The 21246-nt window shown below is 60.2% G+C and carries 25 protein-coding genes; 13 read left to right on the forward strand and 12 right to left on the reverse strand.

Annotated elements, in window-relative coordinates; genetic code table 11:
- The 3 genes from lptC to AB5Y92_RS05060 form a co-directional block, all read right to left on the reverse strand.
- The coding region (gene lptC, locus AB5Y92_RS05050) for an LPS export ABC transporter periplasmic protein LptC (RefSeq protein ID WP_368225831.1) at positions 1–262 on the reverse strand (262 nt) is incomplete at its 3' end.
- The gene (gene kdsC, locus AB5Y92_RS05055) at positions 259–813 is read right to left on the reverse strand and encodes a 3-deoxy-manno-octulosonate-8-phosphatase KdsC (RefSeq protein WP_040068814.1); all 555 of its coding nucleotides are present in this window, start codon (positions 811–813) and stop codon (positions 259–261) included. The genes lptC and kdsC, both read right to left, overlap by 4 nt.
- Positions 813–1808 (reverse strand): KpsF/GutQ family sugar-phosphate isomerase, encoded by a 996-nt coding sequence (locus AB5Y92_RS05060; RefSeq protein WP_005336342.1) that lies wholly within the window; start codon positions 1806–1808, stop codon positions 813–815. Before AB5Y92_RS05060 ends, kdsC begins: the two co-directional genes overlap by 1 nt.
- A 207-nt stretch (positions 1809–2015) precedes the next feature.
- On the opposite strand from AB5Y92_RS05060, the gene mlaF reads away from it, so the two are divergent.
- From mlaF to murA, 7 genes are read left to right on the forward strand one after another with little or no spacing between them, the layout of a single operon-like run.
- Positions 2016–2816: a phospholipid ABC transporter ATP-binding protein MlaF gene (gene mlaF, locus AB5Y92_RS05065; protein ID WP_005336343.1), complete on the forward strand. Its 801-nt coding sequence runs from the start codon at positions 2016–2018 to the stop codon at positions 2814–2816.
- Positions 2816–3595, forward strand: a complete 780-nt coding sequence (mlaE, locus tag AB5Y92_RS05070; RefSeq protein WP_005336345.1) for a lipid asymmetry maintenance ABC transporter permease subunit MlaE — start codon at positions 2816–2818, stop codon at positions 3593–3595. Before mlaF ends, mlaE begins: the two co-directional genes overlap by 1 nt.
- A gap of 7 nt (positions 3596–3602) precedes the next feature.
- Positions 3603–4100 carry an outer membrane lipid asymmetry maintenance protein MlaD gene (gene mlaD, locus AB5Y92_RS05075; RefSeq protein WP_005341789.1) on the forward strand — a complete coding sequence of 166 codons (498 nt, stop codon included), beginning with the start codon at positions 3603–3605 and terminating at the stop codon, positions 4098–4100.
- 2 nt (positions 4101–4102) lie between these two features.
- Positions 4103–4735 (forward strand): phospholipid-binding protein MlaC, encoded by a 633-nt coding sequence (locus AB5Y92_RS05080; RefSeq protein WP_005336350.1) that lies wholly within the window; start codon positions 4103–4105, stop codon positions 4733–4735.
- Positions 4732–5004, forward strand: a complete 273-nt coding sequence (locus AB5Y92_RS05085; RefSeq protein WP_323896078.1) for an STAS domain-containing protein — start codon at positions 4732–4734, stop codon at positions 5002–5004. The genes AB5Y92_RS05080 and AB5Y92_RS05085 overlap by 4 nt, the downstream gene beginning before the upstream one ends.
- The gene (gene ibaG / locus AB5Y92_RS05090) at positions 5004–5261 is read left to right on the forward strand and encodes a BolA family iron metabolism protein IbaG (RefSeq protein ID WP_005306001.1); all 258 of its coding nucleotides are present in this window, start codon (positions 5004–5006) and stop codon (positions 5259–5261) included. Before AB5Y92_RS05085 ends, ibaG begins: the two co-directional genes overlap by 1 nt.
- An 18-nt stretch (positions 5262–5279) precedes the next feature.
- Positions 5280–6536: a UDP-N-acetylglucosamine 1-carboxyvinyltransferase gene (gene murA, locus AB5Y92_RS05095; RefSeq protein ID WP_076493269.1), complete on the forward strand. Its 1257-nt coding sequence runs from the start codon at positions 5280–5282 to the stop codon at positions 6534–6536.
- 87 nt (positions 6537–6623) lie between these two features.
- Here the strand turns inward: murA and pmbA are convergent, their stop codons facing one another.
- Positions 6624–7967 carry a metalloprotease PmbA gene (gene pmbA / locus AB5Y92_RS05100; RefSeq protein ID WP_368225834.1) on the reverse strand — a complete coding sequence of 448 codons (1344 nt, stop codon included), beginning with the start codon at positions 7965–7967 and terminating at the stop codon, positions 6624–6626.
- A gap of 114 nt (positions 7968–8081) precedes the next feature.
- On the opposite strand from pmbA, the gene yjgA reads away from it, so the two are divergent.
- Both yjgA and AB5Y92_RS05110 read left to right on the forward strand, forming a co-directional pair.
- The gene (gene yjgA, locus AB5Y92_RS05105) at positions 8082–8606 is read left to right on the forward strand and encodes a ribosome biogenesis factor YjgA (protein ID WP_005336359.1); all 525 of its coding nucleotides are present in this window, start codon (positions 8082–8084) and stop codon (positions 8604–8606) included.
- Between the two features lie 397 nt (positions 8607–9003).
- Positions 9004–9786 (forward strand): gamma-glutamyl-gamma-aminobutyrate hydrolase family protein, encoded by a 783-nt coding sequence (locus AB5Y92_RS05110; protein WP_219264572.1) that lies wholly within the window; start codon positions 9004–9006, stop codon positions 9784–9786.
- 12 nt (positions 9787–9798) lie between these two features.
- Here AB5Y92_RS05110 and AB5Y92_RS05115 read toward each other — a convergent pair whose 3' ends face one another.
- On the reverse strand, positions 9799–10182 hold the full coding sequence (locus AB5Y92_RS05115) for a hypothetical protein (RefSeq protein ID WP_040069030.1): 384 nt from the start codon (positions 10180–10182) through the stop codon (positions 9799–9801).
- 145 nt (positions 10183–10327) lie between these two features.
- Here AB5Y92_RS05115 and AB5Y92_RS05120 point away from each other — a divergent pair, with 145 nt between their 5' ends.
- Both AB5Y92_RS05120 and AB5Y92_RS05125 read left to right on the forward strand, forming a co-directional pair.
- A complete protein-coding gene (locus AB5Y92_RS05120; protein WP_005356684.1) occupies positions 10328–11854 on the forward strand; it encodes a cyclic nucleotide-binding domain-containing protein in 1527 nt (508 codons plus the stop codon).
- Between the two features lie 45 nt (positions 11855–11899).
- On the forward strand, positions 11900–12298 hold the full coding sequence (locus AB5Y92_RS05125; RefSeq protein WP_005336367.1) for an STY0301 family protein: 399 nt from the start codon (positions 11900–11902) through the stop codon (positions 12296–12298).
- Between the two features lie 76 nt (positions 12299–12374).
- On the opposite strand, the gene AB5Y92_RS05130 is transcribed toward AB5Y92_RS05125, so the two are convergent.
- The 6 genes from AB5Y92_RS05130 to AB5Y92_RS05155 form a co-directional block, all read right to left on the reverse strand.
- Entirely contained in the window at positions 12375–13085 is a 711-nt protein-coding gene (locus tag AB5Y92_RS05130; protein WP_164535914.1) for an HAD-IA family hydrolase, read from the reverse strand.
- Between the two features lie 32 nt (positions 13086–13117).
- Positions 13118–14095: a tyrosine recombinase XerC gene (gene xerC / locus AB5Y92_RS05135; RefSeq protein ID WP_115521627.1), complete on the reverse strand. Its 978-nt coding sequence runs from the start codon at positions 14093–14095 to the stop codon at positions 13118–13120.
- Entirely contained in the window at positions 14088–14768 is a 681-nt protein-coding gene (locus AB5Y92_RS05140; protein ID WP_005336370.1) for a DUF484 family protein, read from the reverse strand. The genes xerC and AB5Y92_RS05140 overlap by 8 nt, the downstream gene beginning before the upstream one ends.
- A gap of 91 nt (positions 14769–14859) precedes the next feature.
- A complete protein-coding gene (gene dapF, locus AB5Y92_RS05145) occupies positions 14860–15690 on the reverse strand; it encodes a diaminopimelate epimerase (protein WP_005336371.1) in 831 nt (276 codons plus the stop codon).
- Between the two features lie 185 nt (positions 15691–15875).
- A complete protein-coding gene (lysA, locus tag AB5Y92_RS05150; protein ID WP_088868282.1) occupies positions 15876–17126 on the reverse strand; it encodes a diaminopimelate decarboxylase in 1251 nt (416 codons plus the stop codon).
- Positions 17127–17158: 32 nt separating this feature from the next.
- Positions 17159–17335, reverse strand: coding sequence for a lipoprotein (locus tag AB5Y92_RS05155; protein WP_074042653.1), 177 nt, complete (start codon positions 17333–17335; stop codon positions 17159–17161).
- A 73-nt stretch (positions 17336–17408) separates the two neighbouring features.
- Here AB5Y92_RS05155 and cyaY point away from each other — a divergent pair, with 73 nt between their 5' ends.
- Both cyaY and AB5Y92_RS05165 read left to right on the forward strand, forming a co-directional pair.
- Positions 17409–17723, forward strand: coding sequence for an iron donor protein CyaY (gene cyaY, locus AB5Y92_RS05160; RefSeq protein WP_021231825.1), 315 nt, complete (start codon positions 17409–17411; stop codon positions 17721–17723).
- Positions 17720–18373: an alpha/beta hydrolase gene (locus AB5Y92_RS05165; RefSeq protein ID WP_164535912.1), complete on the forward strand. Its 654-nt coding sequence runs from the start codon at positions 17720–17722 to the stop codon at positions 18371–18373. The genes cyaY and AB5Y92_RS05165 overlap by 4 nt, the downstream gene beginning before the upstream one ends.
- Positions 18374–18437: 64 nt before the next feature.
- Here AB5Y92_RS05165 and AB5Y92_RS05170 read toward each other — a convergent pair whose 3' ends face one another.
- Positions 18438–20957 carry a class I adenylate cyclase gene (locus AB5Y92_RS05170; protein WP_368225836.1) on the reverse strand — a complete coding sequence of 840 codons (2520 nt, stop codon included), beginning with the start codon at positions 20955–20957 and terminating at the stop codon, positions 18438–18440.
- Positions 20958–21246 lie beyond the last annotated feature (289 nt).

The raw sequence follows: 21246 nt of genomic DNA on the forward strand, positions 1-21246 counted from the left end.
GATCGTCATACATGTAGACCACCGGCTTGTCGAAGGTGGCCTGCTCGAGGATTTGATAATACTCGGCGTAGGTCGACTCCAGCCGCTCGGTGCGCTTGCCGTTGATATCAAAACGGGTGGTCACCAGATCTTTGGCGACAAAATCCGGCTGATAGTTTTCGATTTTGACAGCGCTCTCCGGCACCAGCTCAACCTTGCCCAGCTGCCAGGCAACCAGCGCGACCAGAAACAGCAGGGCAAACAACAGGGTCTGTCTGCTCATACCGAGGCCTCGGGCTGATAATCGTCGTGGCCCTGCGCCTGCAAAATGAGGTCACACACCTCGCGCACCGCGCCCATGCCACCGCCAAGCCGGGTCACCATATCGGCACGACTCAGCACCAGCGGATGGGCATCGGCCACGGCAATGCCGAGGCCACAGGCCTCCATCACCGGCAGATCGATGGTGTCATCGCCCATATAGGCAGCCTGTTCCGGGGTCAGCCCCAGCTTGGCCAGCAGCGCTTCGAAGTGAGGCAGCTTTTTATCAGCCCCCTGCACCACATGAGCCACCCCCAGGCTTTTCATCCGATCACTGACGATTCGGGAGTTGCGCCCGGTGATGATGGCGATCTCGATCCCGGCATTGAGCAACGCTCGCATGCCCGCACCATCGCGGGTGCAGAAGGTTTTCAGCTCTTCGCCGTTGTTTCCCATGTAGATGAGGCCGTTGGAGAGCACCCCGTCCACATCGCACACCAGCAGGCGGATTTGCGCCGCCTTCTCAAACTGGCTGCGCGTCACCGGACCATAGAGGGTCGGTACGTTTTGCATCAAATTACTCCGGCTTTCAGCAGGTCGTGCATGTTGAAGGCGCCGAGCGGGCGTTTCTCTTCATCCACGACCAGTAATCCGTTGATTTTTCTCGTTTCCATCAGCTTGACGGCTTCCGCAGCCATCATCTCTGGACCTACGGTAACACAGTTGGCCGTCATCACACGGCTGATGGGGGTGTGATGGATATCGATCTGCTGGTCAAGAATGCGGCGCAGGTCGCCATCGGTAAAGAGCCCGGCCAGCAGGCCATTGCCATCGACCACCGCCGTCATACCGAGCCCCTTGCGGCTCACTTCCAGCAGCGCCTGGCTGATGGTGGCATCTATCCCCACCCGGGGCAACAGATCGCCACTGTGCATCAGGTCGCCAACCCGCAGCAACAGACGCTTGCCGAGCGACCCGCCCGGGTGAGAGAGGGCGAAGTCATCGGCGGTAAAACCGCGCGCTTCCAGCAGGGCGACCGCCAGGGCATCGCCCATGACTAAGGTTGCCGTGGTGCTGGAAGTGGGTGCCAGACCCAGCGGGCAGGCCTCTTTCTCCACCTTGATGCACAGGTGCACGTTGGCCTCTTTGGCCATGGTGGAGGCCGGATTACCGGTCATGCAGATGAGCGGAATGCCGCGGCGCTTTAGTACCGGCAGCAGGGCCAGGATTTCGTCGCTCTCGCCGGAGTTGGAGATAGCGATGATAAGGTCGCCACTGGAGATCATCCCTAGATCGCCGTGACTCGCTTCTCCCGGGTGAAGGAAGAAGGCCGGGGTGCCGGTGCTGGCGAGGGTGGCGGCGATCTTGCTGCCGATATGGCCCGATTTGCCCATGCCGGTGACCACTATCTTGCCACCGCAGCGCAGCACCATTTCGCACGCCTTGTCGAAGGCGTCATTCAGATACTGATAGAGTCCATCAATGGCTTGCTTTTCTGTGTCCAGCACCGCGCGGGCACTGCGACGAAAATCGAACAGTTCAGACACTTTCTCAGGCTTTACAGACATAAAGACACAGCTCCGGGCCGAAATTAGCTGCGGGATTATAAAAAAGTCTGCCCGGATAAGCGAATCGGATGGCAAGTCCCGCTCTCAATGACGCACTTTGTTACAGAAAACTGTCGTGCAAATGGGCTTGCAGCCTGTTCAATAGTTGTTCCTTGCTGTTGCTTAGACCTAGACTACCCCATAAAATTCGCACCTCATTTACACCGGATGGACAATTGTTTGAACAATGACCTGATCACCATCTCCGATCTGACTTTCAGTCACGGAGATCGGCTGTTGTATGACGGGATCAACCTGACCATTCCTCGTGGCAAGGTGACCGCCGTCATGGGCCCGAGCGGCATCGGTAAAACCACCCTGCTGCGGCTGATCGGTGGCCAGCTCAAGCCGGAGTCCGGTCACATTCTGTTTGACGGGGAAGATATCCCCACCCTCTCCCGCTCGCGCCTCTATGAAGTGCGCAAGCGGATGAGCATGCTGTTCCAGAGCGGCGCCCTGTTTACCGGTATGACGGTCTACGACAACGTGGCCTTCCCGCTGCGGGAGCACTCCGGCCTGCCGGAGGAGCTGATCCACACCATCGTCATGATGAAACTGCAGGCGGTGGGCTTGCGCGGCGCAGCAAAACTGATGCCCTCCGAGCTCTCCGGCGGCATGGCGCGCCGGGCGGCGCTGGCACGGGCCATCGCCCTTGACCCCGACCTCATCATGTATGACGAACCGTTCGTCGGGCAGGACCCCATCACCATGGCGGTGCTGGTCAAGCTGATCAAGGAGCTGAATGATGCCCTCGGTATCACCTCCGTCATCGTCACCCACGATGTGAAAGAGGTGCTGAGCATCGCCGATTACGCCTACATCATTGCCAATCGCAAGGTGGTGGCGCACGGCACGCCGGACCAACTGCGCGAGGAGCACAATCCCGAAGTCGAGCAGTTCCTCAAAGGATTGCCCGATGGTCCTGTTCCGTTTCATTTTCCGGCAGGCGATCTGCTACAGGATCTCTGATGTTGATAAGTCAAATAAGCAAGCTGGGGCGGGTCGGAGTGCGGTTTATCAGCTCCGTCGGTCGCGCCACCATCATGTTGTTCCATGCGCTGGCGGGCAAACCCGAACCGCGCAAGCACTTCCCGCTGCTTGTCCAGCAGTTGTATGTGGTGGGCGTACAGTCGGTAGCCATCATTCTGGTCTCCGGCCTGTTCATCGGCATGGTGCTCTCGCTGCAGGGTTACAACGTATTGAAGGATTTCGGCGCCGAGCAGAGTCTGGGGCCGCTGGTCTCCCTCTCCCTGCTGCGGGAGCTGGGTCCTGTGGTCACGGCGCTGCTGTTTGCCGGCCGTGCCGGTTCGGCCCTGACCGCTGAAATTGGCCTGATGAAGGCCACCGAGCAGCTTTCAAGCCTCGAGATGATGGCGGTCGACCCGCTGCGCCGGGTGGTCGCCCCCCGCTTCTGGGCTGGCGTTATCAGCATGCCGCTGCTGGCCTTTATGTTCAGCCTGATCGGCATCTTCGGCGGCAAGCTGGTCGGCGTGGACTGGCTCGGCGTGGACGAAGGGGGCTTCTGGTCTGCCATGCAGGCCTCTGTCGACTGGCATGAAGACATCATGCAGGGCGCCATCAAGAGCCTGATTTTTGCCCTGGTGGTCACCTGGATTGCGCTCTTTAACGGCTATGATGCCAAGCCGACCTCGGCCGGGATCAGTCAGGCCACGACCCGTACCGTGGTCCACTCATCCCTCGCCGTGCTCGGCCTGGATTTTATACTCACTGCAGTCATGTTTGGATAAGGTAAAGATGAAGTTCAGCAAAGTAGAATTCCTGGTCGGCACCTTCATGCTGGCTGGCATCGGTGCCATTCTGGCACTGGCCCTGCAAGTGGCCGGTTTGAGCTTCAAACCGGAAGGAGAAACCTATACCCTGCGCGCGCATTTCGATAATATCGGCGGCCTGAAAGTCCGTTCGCCGGTCAAGGTCGGCGGCGTGGTGGTCGGTCGGGTCAGCGATATCGTACTGGACCCGAAAACCCAGGTGCCTGAAGTGACCCTGATGATGCAAAAGAGCGCTGGCGAGTTCGCCGATACCAGCACCCTCTCCATCCTCACCTCCGGTCTGCTCGGCGAGCAGTACATCGGTCTGGCCCCCGGTTTCAGCGATGAGGAGATGGGCACCGAGATGCTCAAGGATGGCGACCTGATTGAAGACACCAAATCCGCCATCGTGCTGGAAGATCTGATTGGCAAGTTCCTCTACAGCCAATCCTCCGACAGCAAATCAGACAGCAAGAAGGAGTAACCATGTTCAAGAAAATCGCCCTGCTGCTGGGTCTGATGACCAGCATGCTCTTTTCCCTGTCTGCCCAGGCCGCAGTCGATGCCACCGACCCTAACGCGCTGGTTGATCAGGCTGCCAAGCAGACCTTTGCCCGCCTGAAGGCCGATCAGGCCCAGGTGAAGAGCAATCCGGATCACCTGCGGGTGATCATCCGCGAAGAGCTGCTGCCCTATGTGGACAACCGCTTCGCCGCCTACAAGGTGCTTGGCAACCAGATTAAAGAGACCACCGAAGCGCAGCGCAATGCCTTCGTCGAGGTGTTCACCGAGTACATGGTGAGCTCCTACGCCGATGCGTTGGCCCATTTTGACAAGCAGACCGTCAAGGTCGAGCCGGGCAAAGCCCCCAGCGGTAACATCACCGCCGTCAACGTCAGCGTGAAAGAGGCCGGCAAGCCGGACATCTTCCTCGAGTTCAAGCTGCGCAAGAATAACAAGACCGGTGAATGGAAAGCCTTTGACATGGTGGCAGAGGGGATCAGCCTGCTCTCCGCCAAACAGAGCGAGCTGGGCGGCCTCATTCGCCAGAATGGCATCGATGCGGTGATCGCCCAGTTGCGCGAACACAACGCAAAGCCGCTGGTACTCAAACCATGACCCTCAGCGGTGAGCTGCAGGCGCCACAGGTCAATGACCTGTGGCAACGCCGCGCCGAATGGTGGCAGGACGACCAGCTCGAGCTCAGCGGCGTCGCCACCCTCGACTCTGCCGGACTGGCCCTGCTGGTCAAATGGGCCAAAGCCGTATTAGCGCGAGGCGCCACACCGCTACTGGTGGGCGCCTCCAGTGATTTCTATACCCTGGCCAACCTCTACGGGGTGGCCGGGCTGTTTCAGTCAACCCCGCTCACAACTGAGGACGCATAATGCAAGTCTCTGAAATTGAAGCGATACTCCTTGAGGCTCTGCCATTGTCCGAAGTCCATGTCAAAGGGGACGGTAGTCACTACCAAGTGATCGCCGTCGGTGACATGTTTGACGGCATGAGCCGGGTCAAGAAGCAGCAGGCCATCTATGCCCCGCTGATGGACAAGATCGCCAGCAACGCCATCCATGCCCTCTCCATCAAGGCGTTCACCGACGCCGAGTGGAAACGCGAACGTAAATTCCTATTGCCCTCCTGATTTGGTAACGAAGTAAAAATGGACAAATTCAAAATCGATGGTCGTTGTACTCTCAACGGCGAAGTGACCATCTCTGGCGCCAAAAACGCAGCCCTGCCGATCCTGTTCGCGACCCTGCTGTGTGATGAAGAGGTGCACCTCTCCAACGTGCCGCGCCTGAAAGATGTGGGCACCACTATCAAGCTGCTGGAGATGCTGGGCGCGACCACCAAGGTCAACGGCAACGTCACCGTACTGACCGGTGCGGTGAACAACCACGTCGCCCCCTACGAGCTGGTGAAGACCATGCGCGCTTCCATTCTGGCGCTGGGCCCGCTGGCTGCCCGTTTCGGTGCTGCTGACGTCTCCCTACCGGGCGGCTGCGCCATCGGCGCCCGTCCGGTCAACCTGCACGTCCACGGTCTGGAGCTGATGGGCGCCAAGATCACCATCGAGGATGGCTACATCAAGGCCCGCGTTGACGGTCGCCTGAAGGGTGCCCATATCCTGATGGACATGGTCTCCGTCACCGGTACCGAAAACCTGATGATGGCCGCCACCCTGGCTGAAGGCCGTACCGTGATCGAAAACGCCGCGCGCGAGCCGGAAGTGGTCGATCTGGCCCACTTCCTCAACGCGCTGGGCGCCAAGATCCAGGGTGCAGGCACCGACACCCTGATCATCGACGGCGTCGAGCGTCTGCACGGCGGCAGCTACAGCGTCCAGCCTGACCGTATCGAAACCGGTACCTTCCTGGTGGGCGCAGCGGTTACCGGCGGCAAGATCACCTGCCGTAACACCGACCCTACCCTGCTGGAAGCGGTACTGGTCAAGCTGGAAGAGGCTGGCGCCCTGATTGAGAAGGGTGAAGACTGGATCACCCTCGACATGACTGGCCGCACCCTCAAGCCGGTCACCATCAAGACTGCCCCCTACCCGGCCTTCCCGACCGACATGCAGGCACAGTTCACTGTGCTGAACGCCGTCGCCAAAGGCACCGGCATGGTCACCGAGACCATCTTCGAGAACCGCTTCATGCACGTTCCCGAACTGGTACGGATGGGTGCAGACATCGAACTGCAGGGCAATGTGGCCATCTGCCGTGACACCGAGCAACTCAAGGGTGCCCAGGTGATGGCGACCGATCTGCGCGCCTCCGCCAGTCTGGTGCTGGCCGGCTTCGTGGCCGAAGGCTCCACCATCGTCGACCGTATCTATCACATCGACCGTGGCTACGAAGACATCGAGCAGAAGCTGCAGGGTCTGGGTGGCCGCATTGAGCGCATCAAGGGCTGATCGCCCCCTGATCGCAGGCCGATAAAAAGGCCCCCTCGCGTTGGCGAGGGGGCCTTTTTCATGGTTTCGGTTCTGTTGAAACCGGGATCAGTGGCCCGCCAGCTTCATATTCTCTACCAGCACCGAGCCAGTCTTGAGACTGGATCGCTCATCCTCGTCACGACCTACCGCCACGATATGGCTGAACATCTCGGCCAGATTGCCGGCGATGGTGATCTCCTCGACCGGATAGGCTATCTCGCCATTCTCGACCCAGAAACCGGCAGCGCCACGGGAGTAGTCGCCATTGACGATGTTGACCCCCTGCCCCATCAGCTCGGTCACCAGCAGGCCGGTGCCCATCTCTTTGAGCATGCCCTGAAAATCCTGGCCGGTATTGGAGACCTGCCAGTTGTGGATGCCACCGGCATGACCCGTGGTGGTCAGCCCCAGCTTGCGCGCAGAGTAGGAGGTAAGCAGCCAGCTCATCAGCTCGCCATTGCGCACTATGTCCATATCTCGCGTGCGCACCCCTTCCCCATCGAACGGGGTACTGGCGAGCCCGCCCAGCAGGTGGGGGAACTCCTGAATGGTGAGCCACTCGGGCAGGATCTGCTTGCCCAATTTGTCGAGCAGGAAGCTCGACTTGCGATAGAGGTTGCCGCCGCTGATGGCCATCACCAAGTGGCCCCACAGGCCAGAGGCAGTGTCTGGGTGGAACAGCACAGGCGCATGACGGGTAGAGATCTTGCGGGCGCCGAGGCGGGAGACAGTACGCTCAACGGCTTCGTCGGCAATGCGCTGCGTGCTCCAGAGCCCGTCGAGGGTACGGCTGGAGGAGTAGCCGTAATCACGCTGCATGTCGCCATCCTGCTCGCCGATCAGCACGCAGCTCAGAGAGTTGCGCGATGCCGCATAACCTTTGACGAAGCCGTGGCTGTTACCATAGACCTTGATGCCAAGATGGCTGGAGAAACCGGCACCGTCGGAGTGCTTGATACGGATATCGCGACCCAGAGCGAGTCGTTCGCACTCGATGGCCAGATCGATGCCGCGCTGGGGATCCAGCTCGATTTGGTGACACAGTTGCAGGTCGGGGGCATCCCAGGCCAGCAGCTCGGCGTCCGCCAGACCGGCGCAATCATCCGCCGAGGTGTGGCGGGCAATCTCGATGGCCGCTTCAACGGCGGCACGAATGGCGGGTTTGCTCAGATCGGTGGTCGAGGAAGATCCCTTGCAACCATCGCGATAGACGGCGATGCCGAGGGCGCCATCCTTATTGAATTCAATGCTTTCTAGTTCACAACCCCGGGTGTTCACCGACAACCCGGTCTGCTTGCTGATGGAGACTTCGGCCAGCGAGGCGCCCAGTCCTTTGGCTATCTCCAGGGCTTCGGCAACCACGGCCTCGAGATGGGCTTGATCCTGGCGGATTTGGTCTTGCTGATCCATAACTCACATCTGTATGAAAGAAGGAAAGGGGGGTAAGCATATCAGACCCCTGCGCCCAGCGGGAGAAGCTGGTAACATATCCGCCAAACGTGAATGACAGGAATCAAGAGACCGATGAGTCAATATCAAGACGACAACGAGTTCGAAGACTGGGGCCCCAGCAAGAGCCAGCTCAAGCGCGATGCCGAAGCATTGCAGAAAATGGGGGAAGAGATCGTCTCCCTCAGCCACAGCGAGCTGGAAAAAATCCCGTTGGATGAAGAGCTTGCAGAAGCTGTCGAGCTGGGTCGCAAACTCAAGCCGAAGAAGGATGAGTCCTTCCGTCGCCATCTGCAGTTCATCGGCCGCCTGATGCGCAGCCGCGATATCGAGCCGATTGCCGAAGCGCTCTCCATCATCAAGAACCGTCACTCCACCGTGAATGCGCGCCTGCATCGCCTGGAGCAGTGGCGCGAGCGCCTGATCACCGAAGGTGACAGCGCCCTCAACGAGCTGATGTCCCAGTTCCACGAACTGGATCGCCAGAAGCTGCGCCAGCTGATCCGCTCCGCCAACAAGGAGCGGGAGCTGAACAAGCCGCCGGTCGCCTACCGCGAGATGTACCAGTATCTGCGCGGCGAGATCGAAGACCTGCTGTGATCCCCGAAACACGCCTCCCCTCGCGGAGGCGTGTTTCTATTGATGTCTTTTCCTCTCCACATCCCCCCGCCATCCCTGCGCGTTTAATATATCCACCATTTTGCTACCCCAGCCATAACGGCTCATCTCAACAGCCCCGTTAAATCGCCGCTTCAGAGCAGACCAAAACAGACACGTTAACAATTTGGTATCATTTTGTTTGACATATTGAACGGCCTTGGCAGACTGAAGAGAGGATCCATGCCGTCGCTGCCCAGGCTGACCAACGATTCTGTCACCCGGCCCGACGCGGGATCCCATGACCATGCCTTGAGGCATGCCCTTGCCCTGCCGGTTTGCAAGGGCCTGCCCAAGGCGCAGGATGAGACTTCAACGCCAAGGATAATCAAGGTGCCCTATGCCAAATCCCCAGCCTCCCGCTCCCCGTAAACCTGTCGTGCTGATGACCATGGGGGCCCAGCCCCGCAACGGCCACGCCTATCAGGTGATGACCCACAAATACATCATGCCGCTGGTGGAGATAAGCGGCTGCGTCCCGCTGCTGGTACCCACCTGCTGCGGCACCACCGATCTGGAGCAGTATCTGGATCTCGCCGATGGGGTCTATCTGAGCGGCGCTGGCTCCAATATCGATCCGGCCCTCTACGGTCAGGAGAACCTCACGCCGGAAAAACAGCAAGACAGGGATCGCGACCTGTTCGATCTGCCCCTCATCAAGGGGGCGCTCGCCCGTGGCTTGCCGATCCTCGGGATCTGCCGCGGCATGCAGGAGATCAACGTGGCGCTGGGGGGAGACATCCATCAGAAGGTCTATAACGAGCCGGGTTATGACGATCACCGGGAGGATGCCGACGATCCGGTCGATGAGCAGTATGGGCCGAGCCATCAGATAAAACTGCTGCCCGGCAGCTGGTTTGCCGAACTGATGGGGGAAGAACAGATTCCGGTCAACTCCCTGCATGGACAGGGCATCAACCGGTTGGGGAAGGGTCTGGAGCCGTTGGCCCACGCCGAAGATGGGCTGATCGAGGCACTTCATGCTCCCGCACTGTCACCCTTTTTGCTGGCAGTGCAGTGGCATCCGGAGTGGAAAGCCAATGAAAACCCCCACTCCATCAAGATCTTTCAAGCCTTTGGCGATGCCTGCCGCCAACGCAGTGCATTGATGGCAGCGAGTTAATCCCTCATCGATTCAGTCGCCAAACCCGCGCGCCTTGAGCTTGGGCAGTCCGCCCCGCTCGGGGCGCAGGGTGCGGCAGATATCCATCCCCTTGAGCCCGCGCTGGATATGGTCAGGCGAATGACCAAACACCATGCCGTTGCTGCGGTAGAGGTTGTTGTCATCCAGCTCGAACTTCTCGCCGCCAATCAGCAACTGCTCGCGGCCATTGACCGTGTCACCCCGCTTGATGGGCACCTTCATGTCGCTCAGCACCTCGCCGGTGGCACACCCCTCGCGCCAGCGTGCCTCGCTGGAGAAGGGGGTAATGGCTATTTCACGCCAGGAGCCATCCCGGAATTCGACCCGATATTTCTCGGCCAGCAGGTCGCAGCCAGCCAATGGCAACAGGGCCATCAAACAGATGATTTTCTTTGAAAATTTCACTCAATCGCACTCCTTTGCCCGGTTCTGCACAGGATAAATAAATTGCCGCCCCAACGCACCATTTCCCCGCGCCGTAGCAGCTATGCTGGAAATAAAACCACAATAAGGTGCTGCTATGGCTGGCGAAAACCTCACCGCGCTACCGACGCTGATCTGGATTGGCGAACACCCGTTCTGGACCTTGCTCACCCTCTCCCTGATGCTGATCCACTTCTGGCGCCGTCCGGGACAGCGACGGGAGCTGCTCTCCGAGCTCAGTTTCGTGATGATTAGCGCGGTGGTGATCCTGCTGATCCAGCTGGAAGGGGGCTGGTTCAAACTGCCGCTGCCCCATCAATTGCTGATCGAGATCTCCACCCTGCTGGCTGGCCTGATACTGGTCAAGATATGGGGGATCCTGCTGTTCGAGTTTCTGCTCCCCCTCTGCCATGTGCGGATCCCGCGGATCATCGCCGATATCGTCATCACCATCGGCTATATCGGCTGGGGTCTGTTTCGCCTCTACGCCTCCGGCATGGCGCTCGGGGAGATAGTCACCACCTCCGCGGTAATCACAGCGGTCATCGCCTTCGCCATGCAGGACACCCTTGGCAACCTGCTGGCCGGGGTCTCCATTCAGCTCGACAACTCCATCGCCATCGGTGACTGGCTGCAAGTGGATACCACCCAGGGCCGAGTGGTGGAGATCAACTGGCGTGCCACCACCATCGAGACCCGCAACTGGGAGACAGTCGTCATCCCCAACAGCCACCTGCTCAAACAGCGCTTCACCGTGCTCGGGCGCCGCCGTGGCGAACCCTTGCAGTGGCGGCGCTGGGTCTGGTTCGATCTGACCCTGGATACCCTGCCGACCCAGATCATCGCACTGATCGAGAAATCTCTGCGGGAGACCAAGCTCCCCTGCGTCGCCAAGCATCCGCAACCGGACTGCCTGTTGATGAATGTCGAAGGAGGGATTGCCCGCTATGCAGTGCGCTACTGGCTCACTGACCTGGCTCGCGACGATCCGACCGACTCCATGGTGCGCAGCCTGATCGATGCCGCCCTGCGCCGCAACGATCGCCGCCTCACCCCGCCGATCTTCAACGTCTTTATGGCCAAGGAGAAGCAGCATCTGGATGCCCGCCACAAGCGCCACACCGCCGAACGAACCGATACCCTGCGCAAGCTGCCGCTGTTTGCCATGTTGCAGGAGAACGAGCTGCTTCAGCTGGCCGATCAGGTGAAGTTCGCCCCCTTCGTCAGCGGCGACATCATGCTGGAGCAGGGGGATGTTTCCAGCTGGCTGTTCGTGCTGGTCAAAGGGGAGGCCGAGATGGTGGTCAATGTCGAAGGGCGAGAGCTGAAGCTTGGTACGCTCAACGCGGGAGACTTTTTTGGTGAACTGAGCCTGCTCACCGGCGAGCCCAGCTCCTTCACGGTACGGGCGGTGGCCACCGTCGAAACCTATCGCATCAATCAGGCAATGTTTCAGGAGCTGGTGATGCAGCGTGAGGCGCTGGTCGAGCCCCTCTACCGGGTGCTGAGCGACCGCCAGCAGGAGCAACGGGCGCTGCTGGAGCGGGAGGCGGAAGCCATGAAACAGCCACCACAACAGCTTGATCTGCTTGATAAGCTGATGAAGCTGTTCGGCGGAAGATGACGTAGCATGGCATCGTATTGAGGACGTGAAGAGAAAACCGCAGCCATGTTACTGACCACCCTGGCCCTTGCCGCCAGCCTGCAATTTGATTGTCCCGCCACCATAGAGACTCGCCAGCAGCTGCTGACCCCGCAGCAGGGCTGGCAGGCGTTCACCCGCAATGACGATGGCAAACCGGACGAAACCCTCAGCCACCGGCTCGATAATCTGGCCCTGTTCGACGGAGATCCTGCCGAGCTGGCCCAACTCAAACCGGATAATGGCGACAGCGACGAGATCCACTACTGGAGCCAGCTCGATAGCAGCCTGCGCCCGCTCTATCTGGTCTGCCGCTATCAGAACAGCGCCATCACCCTGCAGCAGGCGCTGCCCGTCGGCATCAGTTACTGCCGCGTCAACCAGCGCGACCGCTACACCCTGCTCGGGTTGGTTTGTCGCAAATAGCGGGCGTAACCCCTTGCCATACATCGCTATTCGCTGACAGCCATTACCGCCTGAGCCGGGCCACCCGCCAGCGCCATCAGAGCAGCAGTTCGGCCAGCTCCTCCAATGCCATCAGCTCCACGTCCGGCAACAGTTGCAGCTGTTGCCACGGTTGTTGCCGCTCGTTGAGCCAGGCGGCGCGAAAGCCGTGCAAGCGGGCACCCAGCACATCGGTCTCGGGATGATCCCCCACATGGAGGATCCGCTCTGCTGGCAGCTTGAGGGCGCTGCGGGTCTGCTCAAACATATCCGGCGCCGGTTTCATTCTGGCGCCCGCCCCCGCCTTGCAGACCAGCGTGAAGTAGCAATTCAGCCCTGCCTGCGCCAGATCCAGATTGCCGTTGGTGATGACCACCAGCGGATAGCGTTCGGCCAGTCTGGCCAGCAGCTGATGAGTGGACTCGCTCACCTCGATCTTCGAGCGCTCTGCCAGAAACGCGGCAAAGACCTGCTCCGCCTCGCGGCTGGCCTGCTGGTCGGCCATCCCCCCCTCGACCATGGCGGTACGGATGGTCTGCTGACGCGCCAGGCTGACATCGTGGCGCAGCTCGGGGTTGGCCAGCAACACGGCGCGTTTTAACTCCAGCCAGCGCGGCTTGTCGAGCATGGCGGTGGCCAGATATTCGCTGCGCAGATGGCTCAGCATCCACTGCTCGGCGCGCACGATGGCGGGGCCGTTGTCATAGAGGGTGTCATCGAGGTCAAACGAGATGGCAGCAACCGGCTGCCAGCGGCGATAGAAGTGCATGGACTCTCCTCTGCAACGGGGCTCAGGGCCCGCTATTCATCGTCCTGCGCATCCGGGTCACGCTTGGCCCTGGGGTGGGCACTGTCGTAAACCTTGGCCAGATGCTGGAAGTCGAGGTGGGTATAGATCTGGGTGGTAGAGAGGTCGGCATGTCCCAGCAGCTCCTGCACCGCCCGCAGATCGCCGGAGGACTCCAGCATATGGGTGGCGAAGCTGTGGCGCAGCTTGTGGGGATGGACGTGGGCGTTGAGCGCCTGCTTGTTGCCCCAGCCATCAAGGCGGGCCTGCACCGAGCGGGCCGACAGCCGCTGCTTGCGGCTGGAGACAAACAGCGCCTCGCTCTCGTCCCCGGCCAGCAGCGGGCGCACCTTGAGCCACTTCTGCAGCCACTCCACCGCCATCCGGCCGATGGGCAGCACCCGCTCCCGCGCGCCCTTGCCGGTCACCTTGAGCTGGCGGTCGTCGAGCTTCAGATCCACCAGATTGATCCCCACCAGCTCGGCCAGACGCAGCCCTGAAGAGTACATCAGCTCCATGATGGCGCGATCCCGCACCGCCAGCGGATCCTGCTCGTCGGTGATGTTGAGCAGCTGGTGCATCTCGTCCACATCGAGGTTTTTTGGCAGCGGCCGCCCCTGTTTGGGGGTGACGATGCCGCGGGCCGGATTGGCGGTCAGCCGCCCCTGCCGCACCTGCCAGTCGCAAAAGCTGCGCAGGGCCGAGACCTTGGTGGAAAGGGAACGAGGAGCAAGGCCCGCCTTGTGCATCCGGGTCACCAGAGTTCGGACCTGGCTCGCCTCGAGCCGCCCCCAGTCAGTGAGCCCGAGGGCCACCAGCTCGGCGGTCATCGCCTCCAGATGGGCTTGATAGTTATTGCGGGTATGAGGGCTGAGCTGGCGCTCGACCCTCAGGTATTCGATAAAGGCCGCCAGTTCGTCCGCCAGTGCCGCAGGCAGTGGCGGCGCGACGACGGGAGCTTTGGCGGGCGCCCTGGCCGGTGTTCTAGCCATGAGTCAACTCGGGCAGACGCAGTTGCAGCAGGCGCCCCAGTTGGCCCAGCAGCAGGGTATCGTTGTGGGGAGTAAAGTGGCCGGGATCCGAGCTGGCGAAGGCCAGCACACCGAGATCGCCGAGCCGCATCAGGGCCACCGAGTTGACCAGCACATCGTGGCCAAACAGCGCCTGCTTCTCGCTCTGGCTCAGGCGGCCAAAGTAGTAATCCTGCCCCGGCAGACGCTGACCCAGCAGGGATTCGAGCTGCTTGCCCTGTGCCAGAAAGCGCTGCTCGGGCCCGCTCAGGGCAAACTTCTTGGGGTTGAGCCAGAGCCGCAGCCCGGTCAGGCGCAGCCGCTGGACAAAGGCCTTGCCCATCACGGCACTCACCTCGAACAGGGTCTGGCAACCGTACAGCTCGCCGTAGAGATCGGCATAGACCCGAAAGATCCGCTCGTTCTCGCTGGCGATCCCCATCAATTCGGTGATCTCCTGCTCCAGCTGTTCGATCCGCTCGCGCTGACGCTCCAGCTGGCGCTCGACCAGCGAGACCGACCCTTTGCGTTCATGGGGAATGCGGATCCGGTCCAGCACGGCGGCATGGCGTTGGAAAAACTCGGGATAACGGGCCAGGTACTCCAGCACAGTGGCTTCATCCACCGATTGCTCCTGCCGTTTGAGTTCGCTCATAAATTGGTTGATCCATCAGAGAAATGGGGCTCGCTGCCCCGACATCATGGGCAAAGGGGGCCAACGCCCCCCGTACCTGAACCTTTATCGGCTAAACCTCTATCTGGCCGTCAAACACATGCTCGGCGGGACCTGTCATATAGACCGGCTGGCCCGGCCCCTTCCAGGCGATGGTCAGCTTGCCGCCCGGCAGACTGACGGTGACCCGCTCCTTGAGCTTGCCCTGACTGATGCCAATCACCGCCGCCGCACAGGCACCGGTGCCGCAGGCCAGGGTCTCGCCACAGCCCCGCTCGAATACACGCAGCTTGATCTCGGTGGCGTTGACCATCTCCATGAAGCCGACGTTGACCCGCTCGGGAAAACGCTCGTGGCGCTCCATGATGGCACCGAGCGTCTCGACCGGCGCATCGGCGACCGAAGGCACCTCGATGACGCAGTGGGGATTGCCCATGGAGACCACGCCACACATCACGGTATGCTCCTGCGCCCGCAACAGATAGGTTTTCTCTGCCTTCTGGGCCCGGAACGGGATCTTGCCCGGCTCAAACTGGGGAACACCCATGTTGACCGTGACCTGATTCTCCCCCTCCAGCTGCAACACGATGCGACCCCGGGCGGTACTGACCGCGATACGATCCCGGTTGATCAGCCCCTTGAGACGCACGAAACGGGCAAAACAGCGGGCGCCGTTGCCGCACTGCTCCACCTCGCTGCCATCGGCATTGAAAATGCGATAGTGAAAGTCGAGTTCAGGGTCATAGGGCGGCTCCACCAGCAGCAGCTGGTCAAAGCCGATCCCGAAGTGGCGATCTGCCAGCTTCTTGATGACGTCATTGCTGAAAAATACCTTCTGGGTGACGCCATCCACCACCATGAAGTCGTTGCCCAAGCCATGCATCTTGGAAAAATCTATCAACATCGTGCATTCCTGTGCTGTTAGGGCTGTAAAAATTCACCGAACCAAGGGTCGCCAAGCGCCATGAAGTCGTTGTCCAAAGCCCCATGCATCCTGAAACAATCTGTCAACATCGTGCATTCCTGTGCTGTTAGGGCTGTAAAAACTCACCGTCAACCGTTATGAAATCACTGTCCCAGCCTGCGCCATCAGGGCAGCAGGTGCTCACCGCGCCAGAGATCGGCCAACTGCTCACGCTCGCGGATCAGGTGCGCCTCGGCACCATCCACCAGCACTTCGGCAGCGCGCGGACGGGTGTTGTAGTTGGATGACATGGTAAAGCCGTAGGCTCCGGCCGAACGCACTGCCAACAGGGAGCCCTCGGCAATGGCCAGGGTGCGCTCCTTGCCGAGGAAGTCGCCGGTCTCGCACACCGGGCCCACCACGTCATAGATCGCGGGAGCATGGCCGGCACGGCTATCCACCTCGATGATGTTCATCCAGGCGCCGTAGAGCGAAGGGCGCAGCATGTCGTTCATGCCGGCATCGATCAGCGCGAAGTTGCGGGTCTCGCCCGGTTTCAGGTACTCGACCCGGGTCAGCAGCACGCCGGCATTGGCGACGATGGCGCGGCCCGGCTCGAACAGCAGGGTCAGATCCCGGCCCGCCAGCTTCTGCTTGAGCGCTTCGGCATATTCGGTGGGATGGGGTGGCTGCTCGGAACCGTAGTTGACCCCAAGGCCACCGCCCACGTCCAGATGGTGGATATGAATCCCTTCCGCCGCCAGACCGTCGATCAGCCGCAGCAGCTTGTCAGCCGCTTCCATAAAAGGATTCAATTCAGTGAGTTGCGAGCCGATATGGCAATCCACCCCGACGATTTCGATGTTCGCCATCGCGGCCGCCTTGCGATAGATGGCGGGCGCCAGCTCGATGGGAATGCCGAACTTGTTCTGCTTGAGGCCGGTGGAGATATAGGGGTGAGTACCGGCATCGATATCCGGATTGACCCGAACCGAGACGCGAGCCTTCTTGCCCATGCTGCCCGCCACCCGATTGAGGCGCTCCAGCTCTGCTTCCGACTCCAGATTGAAACAGAGGATCTCTTTATCCAGCGCGAGGCGCATCTCCGCTTCGCTCTTTGCTACACCGGAGAAGACCACCTTGGCCGGATCACCGCCCGCCGCCAGTACCCGCGACAGCTCACCACCGGAGACGATGTCAAACCCCGAGCCCAGACGGGCCAGCAGGTTGAGCAGCGCCAGGTTGGAGTTGGCCTTCACCGCATAGCAGATCAGATGGGGAATATCGCCAGCGGCCTTGTCGAAGGCGTGCCAGTGGCGCTCGAGGGTCGCACGGGAGTAGACGTAAAGCGGGGTACCGTACTGCTCGGCAAGCTGTTGCAGCGAGGTTTGCTCGGCCTGAAGCTGGCCGTCGGCGTCGTAGTTAAAGTGATCCAAGGGGGCGGTTCCTTCCTAGAATGGGTGCGGCATTAGTGCGGCGCGGCCTCGGTGGCAGCCTCAGTGGTCGCAGGCGGTACTGCTTGTGGTGTACTCTGGCTCTGTGGCTGCTCGGGGGGCGGCATATAAAGCGGCCCCTTCAGACCGCACGCGGCCAACCCGAGGGACAGAAGAGTGGCAAGCAGACACTTGGTGAACTGGGTGATCATAATGGTTCGCTGCGAAAAAATTTTTGGCCCTCTATAATCGCACTCACATTGTTAAAAGCAACAGGATAAACCGATGAAGGATCACGAGTATCACGCCCTGACCGACGCCTTTTTCCAATATGTGGAAGACACGCTCGACGAGGGGTATCCGGATATCGACTGCGAACGCAACGGCGGCGTATTGACCCTCTCTTTCGAGAACAAGACCAAGGTCATCATTAACAAGCAGGAGCCACTGCACCAGATTTGGGTCGCCACCCGCGAGAACGGCTTCCACTTCGAACTGCAGGGTGACACCTGGATCGACAACCGCTTCGGCCACGAGCTCAAGGCGCTACTGAGCCAATCCTGCACCGCCCAGGCGGGCGAAGATGTGGTGTTCCCATGATCGACCTGCACCCGCAGGGCGCCCGTCATGCGGTGATCTGGCTACACGGGCTGGGTGATTCCGGCGCCGGTCTCGCCCCGCTGGTGAACGCACTGGATCTGCCCGCCGAGCTACCGGTACGTCACCTGCTGCCGGATGCCCCCGAGCGCCCCATCACTATCAACATGGGCTACAAGATGCGCGGTTGGTACGACATCAAAAGCTTCGAGGACCCCGCCGAGCGGGCAGTGGAGTCCCATGTCCGTGAATCCGCCGACCAGATTGCCGCATTGCTCGATCAGCTGGTGGCCGACGGGTTTGCCCCCGAGCATATCGTGCTGGCAGGTTTCTCTCAGGGCGGGGTAATTGCCTCCTTCACCGCGCTGCGCTACCAGGCAGTGCTGGCTGGCCTGCTCTGCATGTCCACCTATCTGGCAGCCCCCGACAAATTGCTCGGCGAGATGAGCGAGGCTGCTCGCACCCTGCCCATCTGCTATATGCACGGCATCTATGACGATGTGGTGAGCCTGTCGCTCGGTTGGGATGCCAAGAACCGGCTGGAAAGCGCCGGACTCGCCCCCGAGTGGCACGAGTACCCGATGCGTCACGAGATCTGCCGTCCGCAGCTCGGCGACATTCGCAGCTGGCTGCTGGCTCGCCTCGGCGCCTGAGCAACCGCAATAGCAAACGGCCTGCATCTGCAGGCCGTTTTTTATGGCGATTCCAACTGACGGGTCAGCCCACTTCTCGAGCGGGCGGCACCTGTTCGCGCAGAGTGCCCTGACTGCGATAGGGGATCACATCCAGCTCGCCATTCACTTGTACTATCTCGTAGTACTGCGGCAGGTTGAAGTTGATGAACTGCCCATCATCGCTGAACCGCTCGTGATTGGAGGTGTAGAAGCGGTTGACCCCCGCCACCAGCTCATCCTTGTTGCCGGCAAAGTGCTGGTAGATCTCCACCCGGTTCGCCTCATCGAGGATATAGATGTTGGTGCCCGCATCCCGAGTATCGAAGAAGAACTGCACCAACCCTTCGCTGGCGTAGGCATCGACGATGCTCGGCAGATGCTGGCTGTGGGTCTTGTCGAGCCGCAACGGCAGGTGATCCAGCTTGTTGTGGGAGATGTGACGGTAAAAATCGATGGCGTTTTCCAGCTTCTTCACCGACACACCGCGCCGCTCGAAGAAGATGCCGTACTTCTCGCGGCCAAGGGCCATGGTCTTAACCAACTGCTGCTTGTCGCGGGCGAGGCGCAGGTCGATGCACTCCGCCACCAGAGTCTGGAAGCGGGAGCGCACCAGAGAGCGGAAGTGCTGGCTGTAGCAGAACACCTCGATCATCTCGGGGGCGGCGGCATCCTGATGCATCTTGCCGAGGATGGTGGTGAGGGCATCGACCACGGCTTCATCCCCCTGGAAATGCAGGGTGCGGATCTCGCTCCAGGAGTTGCGATAGACCAGATCCACCGAGCCGACCAGACACTCCTGATTGCGACCAAACGAGAAGACATCCACGGTATTGGCGTCAAACTCGATCACCTGACCGACCCAATGGCTGGTCGGATCCATCTCCAGATTGAGGAAGATGGAGAGCTGACGGATCTCGCACGGCCGACTGAGGGCCAGGTTGGTGGCCAGCGGGTACTTCTCGGGGAAGCAGCCGGAGAGATCGCGGCAGAACTGGTGCAGATTGTCGATGTGCAGATCCGACCCCTGATTGAACAGGTGCACCCGCGACTGGGGGGTCAGCAGATCGTTGAAGTAGGCCCAGGAGACCAGCTTGCTGATGTAACCGTTGAACTCCAGCGGCGCGCGACCAATGATGTCCACCGGCTCCAGCGAATGTTTGTAGAGATACCAGCCGGCGCGGTTGAGGCGACCGTGGGGCACCTGCACGAAGCTGAGATCCGGCTCGCTCAGATCTGGCGCTATCTTGAGGTTCACCCGCTGCACCTTGCCCGGCAGGCTCTCGAACGCGGCGTAGAGTTTGCGCGACAGAATGCCGATATCTTCCGGGTTGATCGACTCGCTGATGTTGTTGCGGCGGGCGAACTGGATCAGGTTGCGGTAGCTCTGCATCAGGGCTTCCAGCAGCTCGGCGTGAGCGATCTTCACCTCTTCGATCTTCCACTCGTGGCGATGATCGAGCTGATAGAGTTTGTCCTGACTCCAGCCCCAGTAGGAGACCAGCTGGCTCATCTGCTCGCGGCGCCACTCGGGGGAGTGATCATCCTTGGGATTGCTGAGACCGTCACACACCTTGAGGTAGAAGCAGCGGCGCACCAGATCGAGCCGCGCCATATCGCCGATGGACTTGAGGTAGTTGGTCACCTTGTCCAGCATCAGACAGTAGTTGTCGAGCCGGTAGTGCATCCCCTCGTTGTGCTGGAACCAGTCGCGACCAATCATCGACAGCAGGCGGGTATTGGGATACTCGTGGGAGTAGGCTTCCATCAGCACCGACTTGAGCACCGCCTTGTAAGGGGAGTCGATCCCCTTGTAGAGCTGCCACAGGGCGGAACCGAAATACTCTTCGGCCGGAATACGGTCAAAACTGCCGAGATCGAGCCAGTCTTCCTGCTTGAGCTTGCCACTCTCGAACAGCTCGTTCACATACGCATCGTAGTGATCATCACACTCGGTGGGCACCAGATACCAGATCAAGCGTTTGCCCGCGATACGCATGGCACTGCGGTAGAACTCGTCGAGCAGCAGCAGGTGCTGGGCACTGCCGCAGCTCTCCCCCTGCATCTGGGCATCGTTGGTCTGGCGGAACTTGTCTTCGGGGATCAGGAAGAAGTTGAGATCGACCCCGCGCTGTTCGGCCCACTTGGAGAGTTGCTGGCACTTCAGCTCCAGCAGATCGAGCCGCTCCTGCGACAAACCGGCCACGTGGCAGACCCAGATATCGAGATCGGAGTGACAGCACTGGCCGATGGAGGAGGTGCTGCCCATGGAGTAGAGCCCCTGAATGGCTCGATCATGGGTTGCCAGACCGCTCTGACAGTTGGCGTTGCGGCAGAGGTCATCGATAAAGGCTTGCTGCTCGGCGCTGGCGCTGAAGCTCCAGATGCCATGAGGGACATCACCGGAGACATAACCGGGCAGCAGGGGATGATTGAAGTGCAGCATGACAGGCAGCAGTTGGAATACCTGCTGCCCATAGCGACTCATGAGGCCTAACGCCCGTTGCGTCTTGAGACGGGTAATGTCGTCATAACGCGCAACCAGCGTATCGATGTGTTCCTGCAATGCCCTGCCTATCACCTAAGTGAAAATGACGCACCAAAAGGGGGATACGTCAAAAAAGTGTGATCATGTTAACAATGCAAACAGCGGTGGTAAACAAGCCTTCAGCTAAACGTCAGATTATTTCTGGTATGACCACATCAAGTATCAGGGGAAATCATTAAACTCCAATACATTCAATGAATTAATCAACACCGCTTGCTTAATGAAAATCATTTTCAGCATGCATTTTTGAGCTTGGCCCCGCTTTTGCCGGCTCCGCCATGAAAGCCCGGGCAAAGGGTGGTAATAT

This window comes from Aeromonas sp. R1-1, assembly GCF_040908495.1.
Taxonomy (GTDB): domain Bacteria; phylum Pseudomonadota; class Gammaproteobacteria; order Enterobacterales; family Aeromonadaceae; genus Aeromonas; species Aeromonas veronii.